Origin of the sequence: Dysosmobacter sp. (genome assembly GCF_034093755.1) — a bacterium.
Lineage (GTDB): Bacteria > Bacillota > Clostridia > Oscillospirales > Oscillospiraceae > Oscillibacter.
Window position 1 is genome coordinate 66,553 of sequence record NZ_JAXEBZ010000013.1, and the last position, 14,071, is coordinate 80,623.

A 14,071-nucleotide genomic window follows, 5' to 3' on the forward strand; every position below is an offset into this window, starting at 1 on the left:
TATGCGGAAGGGACGTTTCCGGTGTCAGAGGCAGGTTTCACAGCAGTTCCTGAACGGTCCGCAGGATGCGCTCCGTGGCGTCGGTGATGCCCAGGGAGGCCATGGCCGCCGCCATGGCGGAGCGCCGCTCCCCGTCCCGGAGGATGGAGCAGCTGAGGCGGTACAGCTCCTGTCCGCTGGAATCCTGCTCCAGCAGGACGCAGGCGCCGCCGGCCTCCTCCAGTGCCCGGGCGTTCTTCTCCTGATGGTTGTTGGTGACGTAGGGCGACGGCACAATGAGGGCCGGAACCCCCAGGGCCGTGATCTCGCTGATGGTGGACGCGCCGGCCCGGCACACCACCAGGTCCGCCGCCCGCATGACGGTGCCCATGTCGTACAGGTACTCCTTCACCTGCAGCGCCGGGTGGTCCGCCAGGCGGACCCCTTTTTCCTCCAGGGCCGCCAGCAGCTTCGGATAGCCGGCGGTGCCGGCGCCGTGGATGTGGTGGAAGGGTTCTCCCGACCGGCTCTCCAGAGCCAGGAAATCCGCCATCTGGGCGTTCATGCCCGCGGCTCCCAGGGAGCCCCAGAAAGACACGATCAGGGGGCGGCCGTCGTCCACCCCCAGCTTCTGTTTCGCTTCCTCTTTGGTGAGGGAGAAGAAGTCGGTCCGCACCGGCGTGCCGGTGACCATCACCTTCTCCGGGTGCTTATAGTATTTCCGGCAGGACTCAAAGCCCACCATAATCCGCCCGGCGTAGGGCTCCAGCATCCGGGTGGTCAGCCCCGGCACGGCGTTGGACTCGTGGACCGCCGTGGGGATGCCCGCCTTCGCCGCTGCTTTCACCATGGGGTAGCTGGCGTAGCCGCCGGTGCCGATCACCGCGTCGGGCCGGAAGTCCCGCAGGATGGCCCGGGCCTCGCCGGGTGCGCGGACCAGATTGCACACGGAGATGACGTTGTGTCTGATCTCCCGGGGCTTCATGGACCGGTGGAAGCTGGAGATATGGACGGTGCGGAAGTCATAGCCGGCCTTGGGCACCAGTTCCTTCTCCAGGCCCCGCTCCGCTCCCACAAACAGGATTCCGACCTCCGGGTCCCGTTGGCGCAGCAGCTGCGCCAGGGCGACGGCGGGGTTCACATGGCCCGCCGTGCCGCCGCAGGTGAAGATCACCCGCTTCAGTTCCTTACTCACGTTTACCAGATCTCCTATCCGTTTTTGGTGGGCTTCATCTGCCGGGACACACTGAGTACCACGCCCATCTCCGCCAGCTGAATCAGCAAAGCGGTGCCGCCGTAGCTGAAGAAGGGCAGGGAGATGCCGGTGGCCGGCAGGAGGCCCGTCACCACGCCGATGTTCAGGAAGGTCTGCATGGCAATCAGGGACGTGACGCCCACCACCAGCAGCGCGCCGAACCGGTCCCGGGCGTGGAGGGCAATCCAGTAGCCCCGGAGAATCAGCGCGGCGAACAGCAGCATGATGACGCAGGCGCCGATGAGGCCCAGTTCCTCGCAGACAATGGAAAAGATGAAGTCATTGTGCTCCTCCGGCAGGTAGAGGAACTTCTGCCGGCTCTTGCCCAGGCCCACCCCCAGCAGTCCGCCGGAGCCGATGCTCAGCAGGGACTGGACCATCTGGTAGCCGTCCTTCAGCGGGTCGATCCACGGGTCATGCCACATGGCGATGCGGGAGCTGCCGTAGCCCAGGACGCCGACGATCAGGTAGCCCGCGGCTCCCGCGACGCCCAGGGCGGCGAACACCCAGATCCACCGGATGCCCCCCACCAGCATCAGAATGGCGCCCACGCCCAGAATCAGCACCGTGCCGGACAGGTGGGGCTCCAGCATCATCAGCGCCGCAATGACCACCATCCAGAAGGCATAGGGCAGGATGCCGTAGCGGAAGGTCCGCATTTTGTCCTTCTTTTTGGAGATCGTGTCGGAAAAGTACAGCACCACGGCGAATTTGGCAATCTCCGAGGGCTGGAAGGTAAACAGCTCGCCCACGCCGATCCAGCGGGTGGCGTTGTTGCGGGTCTGGCCGATGCCGGGGATCAGCACCATGGCCAGCAGGATGATGGACACCCCCAGCAGGAATCTGGAAGCGCCCCGGAATCGCTGATAGTTGATCTTTCCGATGCCCAGCATCAGGGCGATGCCGGCAGTGGCGAACACGCCCTGGCGGATCAGGAAATAGGCGGGGTTCAGGCCCTTGTAATAGGCCCGGGGGAAGCTGGCGGAAAACAGCATCACAAGGCCGATGCCCGTCAGCAGCAGCACCAGCAGCAAAAAGGGCATGTCGATGGGACCCCGGGCCAGCTCCCGGCCCTCAGCCTCCCGCTGCAGCCGCCGTTCCCGGCGCTCCGCGTCCTCCGCTCTGGTCATGGTCTTTGCCAAGATCGGGTCCCTCCTCTCCCTGACGGCGTCCGGTCAGCAGTCAATAGCGGCCCTGCAGGCCCCAGTAGGCCAGCGTGCAGCCCACCAGCGTAATGACGGAAAACACCGCCACAATCTTCTCCTCGTTCCAGCCGGACAGCTCCAGATGGTGGTGCAGCGGCGCCATTTTGAAAAAGCGCTTGCCGTGGGTGGCCTTGAAATAGCCCACCTGAATGATGTCCGACATGGTCTCGGCGATGTAAATAATGCCCACGGGAATCAGAATCAGGGGCATATTCTCCGCGAAGGCCATGGCCGCCACGGCGCCGCCCAGGAACAGGCTGCCGGTGTCGCCCATAAAGACCTTGGCGGGATGGTGGTTATACACGTAGAACGCCGCCAGGCCGCCGGCCAGGGCGGAGGGGAACAGCCCCAGGGGGGACAGCTCCCACAGGATACAGGTCATGGTGAAAAACAGCATCACCACAAACGTGACGCTGGCGGCCAGGCCGTCGATGCCGTCGGTGAGGTTCACGGCGTTGACGCAGCCCACCATGACGAAGGCGGCGAACACCAGGTAGACCACCCAGTTGATGGTGATGTTCCGCTGCAGGAAGGGGAGATACAGGCGGTTGGTCAGCAGCCCCTCGTAGCGCATCAGCACCAGGAACACCATGGCGGCGGCCAGCTGCAGCAGGAACTTCTGCCGGGCGGTGAGGCCCTCGTTCTGGTGCTGGCGGATTTTGCGGTAGTCATCCACAAAGCCGATGAGGCCGAACACCAGGGCGAACAGGTACACATACAGATGGGTGAACCGGCCGGAGAGCATCTGCTCCCAGCCCAGGACGAAAATCACCGCTCCGGTGCCCAGAATGAACATGATGCCGCCCATGGCCGGCGTTCCGGCCTTGGAGGCGTGCCAGGTGGGGCCGTCCTCCCGGATCATCTGGCCGGCCTTCAGCCGGCGCAGCTTCGGAATCAGAAAATGGCCGATGACCAGCGTCACGAAAAAGCCGGCGATCAGCGCAATGATACTCTCCATGTTCTCTTTCTCCCTTCCCGCGCCTCCGCGGCCCCAATGCCGCGGACGGCGCTCTCCTTTCGCTGGCAGCCGGGACAAATCCCCGGCCGCTGTTTTACTTTTGCAGGTACTCCGCCACGATCTCCCGTTCATCCATATGGCGTTTTTCGGTACCCACCACCTGATACGTCTCATGGCCCTTGCCGCACAGCACGATGACGTCCTCCGGCTCCGCGTGGTCCATGGCGTAGTGGATGGCCTCCACCCGGTCGGTAATGGCCACATACGGGGTATCGGTCCCCTCCATGCCCGCCAGAATCTCCCGGATGATGGCGTCGGGGTCCTCGGTGCGGGGGTTATCGGAGGTGACGATCACAAAGTCGGCGATACCGGCGGCGATGCGGCCCATTTTGGGGCGCTTGGTGCGGTCCCGGTCGCCGCCGGCGCCGAACACCGCCACGGTGCGGCCCTTGGCGAAGTCCTTCACCGACAGCAACACGTTCTCCAGTCCGTCGGGGCTGTGGGCGTAGTCGATAAGGACGGTGTAGGGCTTGCCGGGGGTGGGAACCACCTCCACCCGGCCCTTCACATGGGGGACGGAGGCCAGCACCCGGGCGCTCTCCTCCAGGGAGACCCCCAGCTCCAGGGCGGCGCCCAGCACGTCCAGGGTGTTGTACACCATGAACCGCCCCGGGATGTTCACCCGGATGGGAACACGCTTTTCCGCCGTCACGGCGTCAAAGGCCACGTGGTCCGCCTCCAGTTCAATGTTCTCCGCCCGCAGGTCGGCGCCGGGCTTCACGCCGTAGGTCAGCCGGGTGCAGGAGGCATTGCGCAGCAGCCGCTCCGTCCAGGGATCGTCGGCGTTCACCACGCCGGCTCTGCAATTCTGAAACAGGATGGCCTTGGCGTCGCAGTAGCTCTCCATGGTCTTGTGGAAGTCCAGGTGGTCCTGGGTCAGATTGGTGAAGATGCCCACGTCGAACCGGATGCCGTGGGTGCGGCCCTCAAACAGGGCGTGGGAGGAGGTCTCCATCACCACATGGGTGCAGCCGGCGTCCAGCATCCGGCGGAACAGCTTCTGCAGCTCGAAGCACTCCGGCGTGGTGCGCTCCGTCTCCAGCACTTCGCTGCCGATCATGTTCTGGTTGGTGCCGATAAGGCCCACCCTGGCCCCTTTGGCCCCCTCCAGCACCGCCTTGAGCAGGTACGTGGTGGAGGTCTTGCCGTTGGTGCCGGTGACGGCGGTCATGGTCATCTGCTCCGCCGGGTGGCCGAACCAGTTGACGCCCAGCAGCGCCAGCGCCCGCCGGGAGTGCTCCACCAGCACGTAGGGGATGTCAATCTCCGGCGGCCGCTCGCACACCACGCAGACGGCGCCGTTTTCCGCCGCCTTGCCGATGTAGGCGTGGCCGTCCATGGTATAGCCGCTGATGGCCACAAACAGCCCGCCGGGCACGGTCCTGCGGGAGTCGTAGCTGATGTCGGTAATCTCCAGTTCCCCGTCGGCGCAGAGGCTGCGGACGGGAACCCCGGCGAGAAGTTCTTTCAGTTTCATGGCACATAACGCCCTTTCTGTGTATTTCGCTTTTCCAGCCTTCTTATTCTAAGCAGTCTCAGGCGCAAAGTATACGGGGTTTCGTGCCGGAAACCCTGCAAAACCTGCTGTCAATCCAGCACGGTGCTGTCGCCGAAGCGGACAGTGATGACGGAGCCGGGAGCAACCTTCTCTCCGGCGGCCACATCCTGGGACAGTGCCCGGACGTTGCCGGAGCCGGAGGTGGTGCCGGCCACCCGCAGAATCAGCCCCGCGTTGGTGAGGGCGGTGTTGGCCTCCGCCGCCGTCATGCCCTCCACGTTGGGAACGGTGCAGGGGTCGGTGGATTTCTGCTCGCCCATGTAGAGGATGACGGTGGCGCTGCCGGGGACGATGCTGCCGCCCTCGGGAGTCTGGTCGGTGACAGCCGCGCCGCCGCCCACGGTGCGGTAGGCGAAGCCCAGCTCCTGCAGCCGGGCCGCGGCCTCCTCCAGGGTCTTGCCGGTGACATTGGGGACGGTGGCGTCCGCCGCGGCCAGGCCCTCGGCGCTGTAATCCGGCTCTATGCCCAGATAGGGCAGGATCTCGCCCATGATCTGGCTGGCGGTGGGGGCCACCATGTTGCCGCCGGAGACGTAGGTGCCGGTGGTGCGGCTGGGGGTGTCCATGGTGATGAGCATGATGATCTCCGGGTCATTGGCCGGAGCGAAGCACATGAAGGACACCACCACTTCCTTGTCCTTGTTGCCGGTTTTGTCGGCGGTGCCGGTTTTGCCGCCGATGCGGTAGCCGGCCACCTGGCCGTTTTTGCCGGTGCCGGAGGCCACCACGTATTCCAGGCACTCCCGGACTTTGGCGGAGGTTTCCTCGCTGATGACCTGCCGGACGGGGCTGGCATCGTGCTGCATGACCACGTTGCCCCGGTCATCCAGCACCTGCTCCACCAGGTACGGCTCGTAAAGGTAGCCGCCGTTGATGGTGGCCGCCTGGGCCCGGATCAGCTGCAGCGGGGTGACGTTGAAGGTCTGGCCGAAGGCGTAGGAGGCCAGGGACACCACGCCGGTGCAGAACCGCTCCCGGGAGGAGAAGATGCTCTCCGCCTCGCCGTAGGCGTCGATGCCGGTGGACTCCATCAGGCCGAAGGCCTCCAGATAGTCATAGTATGTCTCGGTGCCCAGCCGCATGCCCATGTTGATGAAGGCCGGGTTGCAGGAGTTGCCGGTGGCGGTTTTCAGGTCCTGAATGCCGTGGCCGGAGTGCTTGGAGCAGTAGATGGGCTTTCCCCAGCCCTGCACCAGGACGCTGCCGGTGCAGTTGAAGGTGGTGTTCATGTTCACCACGCCCTCCTCCAGCGCCGCCGCCAGGGTAATGGGCTTGAAGGTGGAGCCGGGCTCGTAGGTATCGGTGATACAGCGGTTGCGCCACTGGCGGCCCCGGGCGTCGCTTTTCGCCTTGGCCACCGCCGCGTTGTACTCCTCCTCCGTGGCGTAGGAGGATCGTTTGGCCTCAATCTCCGCCAGGGTCTGGCTCAGGCTCTCCTGAAGCTTTGTGTCATAGATGGCGCTGTAATCGTTCAGGTCGAAGGTGGGGAAGGACGCCATGGCCAGAATGGCGCCGGTTTTGGCGTTCATGACGATGCCGGTGCCGCCGTTTTTGGCGTCGAACCTGGTGAGCATGGACTCCATGCCCTTTTCCAGGTAGTACTGGATGTTGGTGTCCAGGGTCAGCACCAGCTCGTCGCCGTTGGCGGCGTCGTAGTATTGCTCATACTGATACAGCAGGTCCTGGCCGGTGTTGGTCTTGGCGGTGACGGTCAGGCCGGAGGTGCCCTGCAGGTCGCTTTCGTAGCGGCTCTCCAGGCCGTAGGCGCCCCGGTTGTCAGCGTCCACAAAGCCCACCACCTGGGCCGCCAGGGTGCTGTAGGGGTAATAGCGCTTGGAGTCCGGCTCCAGATAGACGCCGTGGATCTTCCGCTGCTGCTTTGCCTCCACCGGGTTGCCCTGGTCGTCGATCTCGCCGTTGATGAACCGGCGCACCTCGTCGGCCACCGCCTTGTCCGCCCGCTTTTTCACGATGACATAGGCGGACTCCACCTTATCCAGCTGTTTGCGGACGGTGTCCTCCTCCAGCTCCAGAATCCGGGCCAGGCCCCGGGCGATGTAGTCCTTGTCTTTCTTCTCCGCGGCCTCCATCTTTTCATCCTTGATCTTCTCGTCCTGCTCGGCGATGAAGTCCCGGATGTCCCGGGGGTTCACGTTCACCGTCTCCGCCGTGGCGGACTGGGCCAGGGGCAGGCCGTTTCGGTCATAGATGGCGCCGCGGGAGGCCGTCACCACCGCCGAACGGGTCTGCTGGGCCACCGCCTCCTGCTGCAGCTCTTCGTGGCGGAGAATCTGCAGGTCATAGAGCTTGAGAAACAGCAGCACAAAGGTGAACACGCCGAACAGCAGCATCAGCAGCACAGTCCGGCTGCGGACAACCTGATTGGCCCGCCGGGCAGCGTCACTCCTGCGTTTTTCCGCCATGAATCATTTCCTTTCTGTTCCAACCATAAAACGCCGAAAGCGAATGCGGGAGTAAGAAGTCATCCTTCTTACTCCCTGCGTATCCATATGACTTCGGTCAATCAAAATATTCCAGCAGGGCGCTGAAGCCCTCGCTGACGCGGGCTGCCGCCGCGCTGAGCACGCCGGGGTCCTCCTGCCGGCAGACAACGGCGCTGTCGCCGCTGGACAGGTCCACGTAATAGATCTGGCTGGCGCGGGGCTTGGCCATGCCGGCGGCCTCCGCCACCTCCTTCACGGTGCTCAGATCATACATCTGCTGGTACTGCACGGTGAGGGCGGCGTTGTCCGCCTCCAGCACATCCAGCTGCTTTTTCAGCGCCACCACCTGGGAGGAGATCTGGGTCAGCTGCACGTAGCAGAACAGCACCATCACCGCCATCACCACCACGGCGGCAAAGCCGGTTACGGACACCCAGGACACCCTCTGGCGCTCCCGCACCAGGGGACGCTCCGCGGCGCGGGTGCGGACCTTGGGCGCCGCTTCCTCCCGGCGCGCCTCGCCGGCGTGGCGGAATTCCCGTTCCCGGACTTCCCGGTCCAGATCCCGGTCCAGCTCCCGGGCCAGATTGTCAGACACATAGCTGTTTCGGTTGTATCGCAGATCCCGGGCCGCAGACGCCACGCCAGGTCCCTCCCCTCTTCCGTAATGACACACACCGGCCTTCCGCCGGGTTACAGATCCATAGGATCACACTTTTCCGCCACCCGCAGCTTGGCGCTGCGGGCACGGGGGTTTTCTTCCAGTTCTTCTCCGCCGGAGACAATGGGCTTCCGGTTCACCAGCCGCAGCTTTGGCTTCCTGCCGCAGACGCACACCGGGAACTCCGGCGGGCAGGTGCAGCCGGTGGCCAGACGCTGCAGCGTCTTTTTCACGATGCGGTCCTCCAGGGAATGGAAGGTGATGACCGCCAGCCGTCCGCCGGGGGACAGCTTGTCCGCCGCCGCTTCCAGCATGGGCGGCAGGGCGTCCAGCTCGCCGTTGACGGCGATGCGGATGGCCTGGAAGCTGCGCTTGGCGGGGTGCTGTTTTTCCCGCAGGGCCGCCGCCGGCATGGCGCCGCGGATTACGTCCACCAGCTCCAGGGTTGTCTCAACGGGCCTCTCCGCCCGGCGGCGGACGATGGCCCGGGCAATGGCGGGGGCGTACCGCTCCTCGCCGCAGTCAAAGAGGATGCGCCGCAGCTCCTCCTCGCTCCAGACGTTCACCACGTCCCTGGCGGTAAGGGGCTGCGTCTCGTCCATCCGCATGTCCAGCGGGGCGTCGTGCATATAGGAAAAGCCCCGGGCGGGATCGTCCAGCTGGGGCGAGGACACGCCCAGGTCAAACAGCATTCCGTCGGCGCCGGCAACGCCCAGCTCCTCCAGAATGGCCCCCAGCTGATCAAAGTTGCTGTGAACCAGCGTCACCCGGTCCAGCCAGGGTGCCAGCCGGTCCTGCGCCGCGTCGATGGCGGTCTGGTCCCGGTCAATGCAGATGAGCCGTCCGGTGGTGAGCCGCCGGGCAATCTCCCGGGAGTGGCCCGCCCGGCCCAGCGTCCCGTCCACGTACACACCGTCGGGACGGATGTTCAAAGCGTCAATACACTCGTGCAGCAGCACGGGAACGTGCGCATATTCCACGGAGCCGCCCCCTTATCTGCCTTCCCGGCGGTTCCGGGACAGGGCGTCCAGCGCGGCGGCCATGTTGCCGCTGCGGAGCATCTGGCTCTCCCGCTCCGCCCAGGTGGCCTCGTCCCAGATCTGGGCAAAGGTGTTGAGGCCCACGATGGTGGCGTTCTTCTTCAGCCCGGCGTAGGACCGGAGGGTGGCGGGGATCAGGATGCGGCCCTGGCCGTCCGGCTCGCACTGGACGGCGTTGGCGTACAGCAGGCTCAGGGCCAGCGCCTCGGTATAGGGCAGCTGGTCCATCTCGTCGGAGATCTGCTCCCACTTGCTCTCCGGGTAGATGGTCAGGCACTGCTCGGCGCCGATGGTGATATAAAACGTGTCGCCCAGCGCCTCCCGCATGGTGGAGGGGATCACAATGCGGCCTTTGGTGTCGATGCTGTTGTTGGACTTGCCCAGCAGTCTCGCCATGCCGTCTCCCCCCTTTTTTGGATGATTACAGGGCGGGAATGGGACTGATCACCCCCATCATGGCACTTTCCACCACTTTTCCCCACCTCATATTCAAAGTATAACAAAACAAAGCGGAATTGCAAGGCTTTTTTTTCGCCAAAACCGCCCTGTCAGCATCCATTATTTCCCAAATCGGCGTCATTTTTCCCCGGCGGGGGCGCCGGGTTCTCTTTTGCCGCCCGGTTTCCATAAAGCCGAAAAACCGCCCGACACAATATCTTGTGTCGGGCGGTTATATTTTACAAAATATAGATCAAAACTTTCTTTTTTCAGAAACTATCCAATAGCTTTTGGACGATTCAACGAAATTTAGTCCTGATTTTCGTCGGATTTGTCAGTTTCCATATCTTTCTGCCCCTCCTGGAGCTTGGCGCGCTGCTCCTGCATCCTGGCGCTGGAGGCGGCGCGGAACCGGACCCGGGCCTGCTGCAGCTCGTCCTGGGCCAGCTGAATGGCCTCCGCCGTCCGGGACAGGGCGTCCTCGGTGTACTCGTTGCAGACCTGATACATCTGCCGGGTGCGCTCCTCGGCGTGGGCGATGATGCGGCGGCTCTTCTCCCGGGCGGCGGCCATCACCTCGCTCTCGGAGACCTTGGCCTTGGCCTCCAGCTCCGCCTGGCGCATCATGCGGTCCACGTCCCGCTTGGCGTCCTCCACGAACTTCTCCCGGGCGGCCAGCAGCTCCTGGGCCCGCTTGAGCTCAATGGGCAGCTGGGCCCGCAGCTCGTCCAGCAGGTCCAGAAGCTCATCCCGGTCCACAATGCTCATGCCGGGCTTCAGGGCCGGGGACTTGGCGTCCTCAATCCGCTCACACAGCATATCAATCAGACGGTTCACATCCGCGTTAGCCATGTTCTTCATCCTTTCTCATTTCCCGCACCAGCGGCAGAATGGCCGCTGGCAGATATTTTTCCAGGGGCTGTCCGTAACGGATCATCTCCCGGGCCATGGAGGAGCTGAAATGCTGGTATTCGGCGGCGGCGGGCAGGAACAGCGTCTCCAGCTGACTGTAAATGCCCTGGTTGATGCGGGCCAGCTGCACCTCCAGGTCGAAGTCACTGGCGTTCCGCACGCCCCGGACAATGACGGTGGCGCCGTGGTCCACGGCGAACTGGGCCAGCAGGCCGTTGTACAGCTCCGCCTCCACGTTGGGGATGTCCGCCACGGCGGTGCGCACCAGCCGCAGCTTCTGCTCCGGCGTGAACATCTGGCACTTTTTCTCGGCGTTGGGGCTGACGCAGACGTAAACCCGGTCAAAGCAGGCGGCGGCCCGGCGGATCACATCCAGGTGGCCAAGGGTAATGGGATCAAAGGTCCCGGAACAAACAGCGGTTTTCATGGGTATCACTCCTCGCTCTTTCCCTCTCCCATCCGGCGGTAGACCGTCACACCGATCTTGCCGTACCGGTAGGAGCGGTGAATGCGGTAAGGCGGCTCCAGCGCCGGCAGCGGACGGCCGGCGGGACACTCCGCTACGATTATACCATGGGGATTCAGAATGTCAAACCTGGCAATGTGGGCAATGGCCGGCTCCAGCAGCCCCGCCTCGTAGGGCGGGTCCAGAAAGATGATGTCAAACTTCTCCCGCAGGCGGCTCAGGTATTCCATGGAATCCCCCGCCACCACCTGGGCCCGGTCCGCCAGCTCCGTCACCTTCAGGTTCTCCCGGATCAGCTTCACCGCGTCGGCCCGCCGGTCCACAAACACGGCGGAACCGGCGCCCCGGGACAGTGCCTCAATGCCCAGCTGTCCGGTGCCGGCAAACAGGTCCAGCACCCGGCGGCCCTCAATGTCAAACTGCAGGGCGCTGAACATGCCCTCTTTCACCCGATCGGTGGTGGGACGGGTCTCCATCCCCTCCAGCTCCCGCAGGCGGCGGCCCCGGGCGCTTCCGGTAATCACTCTCATGGGTTCTCTCCTTTTCCTTCCCCGCGTCTCCGGGGGAGCGCAGAAAAAATCAATTTAATATTTTACGGCACTTTCTCCCGTTTTTCAATACCCAACAGCCAAAATCCCGGGGATTTTCCGGACCCTCCCGCCCTTTCCCGCATCTTTTCCCCGTCCGCGGTCCCGGCGGCGTTTTTTCTGCTTGTGCTTTCCGGGAAAACCGTATATAATACTCCTGATATAAGTATTCCGTACTTTTCGCATTTCCGGGGAGTTACGATCCCCTTTCCCGTCGAAACTGAGAAAGAAAGGATGTTCCCATGATTCAATTCAAGACTGATCAGGGCGAGATCTCCGTCAGCAGCGCCGTCTTTACCAATATCACCGGCATGGCCGCCACCAACTGCTTCGGCGTCAAGGGCATGGCCTACCGCTCCATGACCGACGGCCTGGTCCACCTGCTGCGCCGGGAGGCCATGAGCAAGGGCGTCAGCATCACCTACAACGACGACGAGACCATTTCCATCGAGCTGCACATTGTGGTGGAAAACGGCGTGAACCTGCCTGCCGTCTGCTCCTCCATTATGAACGAGGTGCGCTACGTCGTCACCAAGAACACCGGCGTCGCCGTGAAGAACGTGGACGTCTGCGTGGATTCCATGACGCTGTAACGGAGGAACGCCAATGAACGAACAAATCAACGGTGCGCTGTTCAAGCGCATGGTGCTGCACGGCGCCGCCTGCATCACCCGTGAAAAGCAGGCCATCAACGATCTGAATGTCTTCCCCGTGCCGGACGGCGACACCGGCACCAACATGAGCATGACCATCGCCACCGCCGTGGCGGAGCTGGGGAAGAGCGAGCCGGCCACCATCGACAAGGCCGCCTCCATCACCGCCTCCGCCCTGCTGCGGGGCGCCCGGGGCAACTCCGGCGTCATTCTGTCCCTGCTGTTCCGGGGCATCTCCAAGAGCCTGAAGGGCCGGGAGACCGCCGACGCGGCCGCCTTCGCCGCCGCCATGCAGGAGGGCGTCTCCTCCGCCTACAAGGCCGTCATGAAGCCCGCCGAGGGCACGGTGCTGACGGTGTCCCGTCTGGCCGCCAAGCGGGCCGTGGACACCGCCGCCGAAACTGACGATCTGGACGCGGTGCTCTCCGCCGCCATTGAAGAGGGCCGGGAGGCTCTGGCCCAGACCACCGACATGAACCCGGTGCTGAAAAAGGCCGGGGTGGTGGACGCCGGCGGCAAGGGCTACCTGCTGATTCTGGAGGGTATGCTGGCGGCCCTGCGGGGCGAGCCCCTGCCGGAGACGGCGGACGAGCCGGTGAAGGAGAAGGCGGACTTCGCCGCCCTCACCGACGAGGAGATCACCTTCACCTTCGACACGGTGTTCATCGTCCGCAAGACCTCCGACAAATCCATTGAGCCCTTCCGGGCCTACCTGAACAGCATCGGCGACAGCCTGGTCATCGGCGAGGACGACGAGGCCTTCAAGGTTCACGTCCATACCGACATCCCCGGCAGCGCCCTCAACGAGGCCCAGAAGTACGGCACGCTGGAGCTGGCCAAGATCGAGAACATGCGTACCCAGTACGAGGACATGGCCGCCGGCCGCAAGACCCAGAGCGTGGACGATCTGGAGGCGGAGGAAGCCGCCCTGGAGTCCGCGCAGGAGGAGACCGGCCACGTGGTGGCCGCGCCGGAGAAGAAGTTCGGCTTCCTGGCGGTGTGCGCCGGCGACGGCCTGGCTGCCCTGTTCCGGGACCTGGGCGCCGACGCCGTGGTGTCCGGCGGCCAGACCATGAACCCCTCCACCGAGAGCATTCTGGCGGGCGTGGACAAGGTGCCCGCCGAGACCGTGTTTGTGCTGCCCAACAACAGCAACATCATTATGGCCGCCCAGCAGTGCGACGCCCTGACGGAGAAGAACGTGGTGGTCATCCCCACCAAGACCGTTCCCCAGGGCATCACCGCCATGATGAACGTGGACTTCGACGCCGAGGATACGGAGTCCGTCACCGAGGCCATGACCGCCTCGTTGTCCTCCGTCACCACCGCCCAGATCACCTACGCCGCCCGGGACTCCGACTTCGACGGCTTCGCCATCCGGGAGGGAGACTACCTGGCCCTGGAGGAGGGCAAGCTCTTCGGCACCGACAGCCGGCTGGACACCCTGCTGGACAAGCTGGCCCGGGACGCCGTGGCCCGGGAGGCCACCTTCGTCTCCCTGTACTTCGGTGAGGACGTGTCCGAGGAGGACGCCCAGAAAGCCGGCGAGCGCTTCGCCGCCGCCTGCCCCGACGCGGAGATCTCCGTGCTGTCCGGCGGCCAGCCTGTCTACTACTATATTATTTCCATGGAGTAACCCCCGCAAGCGCAAACCCTCCCGGACCTGTCGGTCCGGGAGGGTTTGACTTTCGCAAAAGTGGCGAAGCCACTTTTGCGAGAAAGGCTGCGGCCCGCCGCGCGCACTTCGTCGGGGCAAACTTCGCTCCATTCGGAGCGCCCTGCGGGGGAGGGCGTCCTCATGCCGCTCCGTTGCCCCTCCTCTCCCCACTGCAACCGCTTCGCTGGGTTGCAGCGG

General features: G+C 64.2%; 13 protein-coding genes. 2 read left to right on the forward strand and 11 right to left on the reverse strand.

Annotation, left to right across the window (positions count from 1 at the left end; all coding sequences use genetic code 11):
- Window positions 1-37 precede the first annotated feature (37 nt).
- The 11 genes from murG to rsmD all read right to left on the reverse strand — a co-directional run bounded on the left by murG (window position 38) and on the right by rsmD (window position 11,506).
- Entirely contained in the window at window positions 38-1,174 is a 1,137-nt protein-coding gene (murG, locus tag SOX55_RS01600) for an undecaprenyldiphospho-muramoylpentapeptide beta-N-acetylglucosaminyltransferase (RefSeq protein ID WP_325285683.1), read from the reverse strand.
- A 14-nt stretch (window positions 1,175-1,188) separates the two neighbouring features.
- On the reverse strand, window positions 1,189-2,277 hold the full coding sequence (gene ftsW, locus SOX55_RS01605; RefSeq protein WP_442873597.1) for a putative lipid II flippase FtsW: 1,089 nt from the start codon (window positions 2,275-2,277) through the stop codon (window positions 1,189-1,191).
- 139 nt (window positions 2,278-2,416) lie between these two features.
- On the reverse strand, window positions 2,417-3,397 hold the full coding sequence (mraY, locus tag SOX55_RS01610) for a phospho-N-acetylmuramoyl-pentapeptide-transferase (protein ID WP_325285685.1): 981 nt from the start codon (window positions 3,395-3,397) through the stop codon (window positions 2,417-2,419).
- A gap of 94 nt (window positions 3,398-3,491) precedes the next feature.
- Entirely contained in the window at window positions 3,492-4,934 is a 1,443-nt protein-coding gene (locus SOX55_RS01615; RefSeq protein ID WP_325285686.1) for a UDP-N-acetylmuramoyl-L-alanyl-D-glutamate--2,6-diaminopimelate ligase, read from the reverse strand.
- Window positions 4,935-5,044: 110 nt separating this feature from the next.
- Window positions 5,045-7,438 carry a penicillin-binding transpeptidase domain-containing protein gene (locus tag SOX55_RS01620; protein ID WP_325285687.1) on the reverse strand — a complete coding sequence of 798 codons (2,394 nt, stop codon included), beginning with the start codon at window positions 7,436-7,438 and terminating at the stop codon, window positions 5,045-5,047.
- A gap of 97 nt (window positions 7,439-7,535) precedes the next feature.
- Window positions 7,536-8,102, reverse strand: coding sequence for a hypothetical protein (locus SOX55_RS01625; protein ID WP_325285688.1), 567 nt, complete (start codon window positions 8,100-8,102; stop codon window positions 7,536-7,538).
- 50 nt (window positions 8,103-8,152) lie between these two features.
- Window positions 8,153-9,100, reverse strand: coding sequence for a 16S rRNA (cytosine(1402)-N(4))-methyltransferase RsmH (rsmH, locus tag SOX55_RS01630; RefSeq protein ID WP_325285689.1), 948 nt, complete (start codon window positions 9,098-9,100; stop codon window positions 8,153-8,155).
- 12 nt (window positions 9,101-9,112) lie between these two features.
- Window positions 9,113-9,556 carry a division/cell wall cluster transcriptional repressor MraZ gene (locus SOX55_RS01635; RefSeq protein WP_325285690.1) on the reverse strand — a complete coding sequence of 148 codons (444 nt, stop codon included), beginning with the start codon at window positions 9,554-9,556 and terminating at the stop codon, window positions 9,113-9,115.
- A 351-nt stretch (window positions 9,557-9,907) separates the two neighbouring features.
- Entirely contained in the window at window positions 9,908-10,450 is a 543-nt protein-coding gene (locus SOX55_RS01640; protein WP_325285691.1) for a hypothetical protein, read from the reverse strand.
- Entirely contained in the window at window positions 10,443-10,937 is a 495-nt protein-coding gene (coaD, locus tag SOX55_RS01645; RefSeq protein ID WP_325285692.1) for a pantetheine-phosphate adenylyltransferase, read from the reverse strand. The genes SOX55_RS01640 and coaD overlap by 8 nt, the downstream gene beginning before the upstream one ends.
- A 5-nt stretch (window positions 10,938-10,942) precedes the next feature.
- Entirely contained in the window at window positions 10,943-11,506 is a 564-nt protein-coding gene (rsmD, locus tag SOX55_RS01650; protein WP_325285693.1) for a 16S rRNA (guanine(966)-N(2))-methyltransferase RsmD, read from the reverse strand.
- Window positions 11,507-11,805: 299 nt separating this feature from the next.
- Here rsmD and SOX55_RS01655 point away from each other — a divergent pair, with 299 nt between their 5' ends.
- Window positions 11,806-12,156: an Asp23/Gls24 family envelope stress response protein gene (locus tag SOX55_RS01655; protein ID WP_325285694.1), complete on the forward strand. Its 351-nt coding sequence runs from the start codon at window positions 11,806-11,808 to the stop codon at window positions 12,154-12,156.
- A 13-nt stretch (window positions 12,157-12,169) separates the two neighbouring features.
- Window positions 12,170-13,852, forward strand: coding sequence for a DAK2 domain-containing protein (locus tag SOX55_RS01660; protein WP_325285695.1), 1,683 nt, complete (start codon window positions 12,170-12,172; stop codon window positions 13,850-13,852).
- The last annotated feature ends 219 nt before the right edge of the window (window positions 13,853-14,071 follow it).

What these genes read in the sequence shown, in the direction of transcription:
- SOX55_RS01660 (WP_325285695.1), top strand. Translation starts at nt 12,170, where the DNA reads ATGAACGAACAAATCAACGGTGCGCTGTTCAAGCGCATGGTGCTGCAC.
- mraY (WP_325285685.1), bottom strand. Translation starts at nt 3,397, where the DNA reads ATGGAGAGTATCATTGCGCTGATCGCCGGCTTTTTCGTGACGCTGGTC.
- SOX55_RS01620 (WP_325285687.1), bottom strand. Translation starts at nt 7,438, where the DNA reads ATGGCGGAAAAACGCAGGAGTGACGCTGCCCGGCGGGCCAATCAGGTT.
- coaD (WP_325285692.1), bottom strand. Translation starts at nt 10,937, where the DNA reads ATGAAAACCGCTGTTTGTTCCGGGACCTTTGATCCCATTACCCTTGGC.
- SOX55_RS01655 (WP_325285694.1), top strand. Translation starts at nt 11,806, where the DNA reads ATGATTCAATTCAAGACTGATCAGGGCGAGATCTCCGTCAGCAGCGCC.
- ftsW (WP_442873597.1), bottom strand. Translation starts at nt 2,277, where the DNA reads ATGCCCTTTTTGCTGCTGGTGCTGCTGCTGACGGGCATCGGCCTTGTG.
- rsmD (WP_325285693.1), bottom strand. Translation starts at nt 11,506, where the DNA reads ATGAGAGTGATTACCGGAAGCGCCCGGGGCCGCCGCCTGCGGGAGCTG.
- SOX55_RS01615 (WP_325285686.1), bottom strand. Translation starts at nt 4,934, where the DNA reads ATGAAACTGAAAGAACTTCTCGCCGGGGTTCCCGTCCGCAGCCTCTGC.
- SOX55_RS01640 (WP_325285691.1), bottom strand. Translation starts at nt 10,450, where the DNA reads ATGGCTAACGCGGATGTGAACCGTCTGATTGATATGCTGTGTGAGCGG.
- SOX55_RS01635 (WP_325285690.1), bottom strand. Translation starts at nt 9,556, where the DNA reads ATGGCGAGACTGCTGGGCAAGTCCAACAACAGCATCGACACCAAAGGC.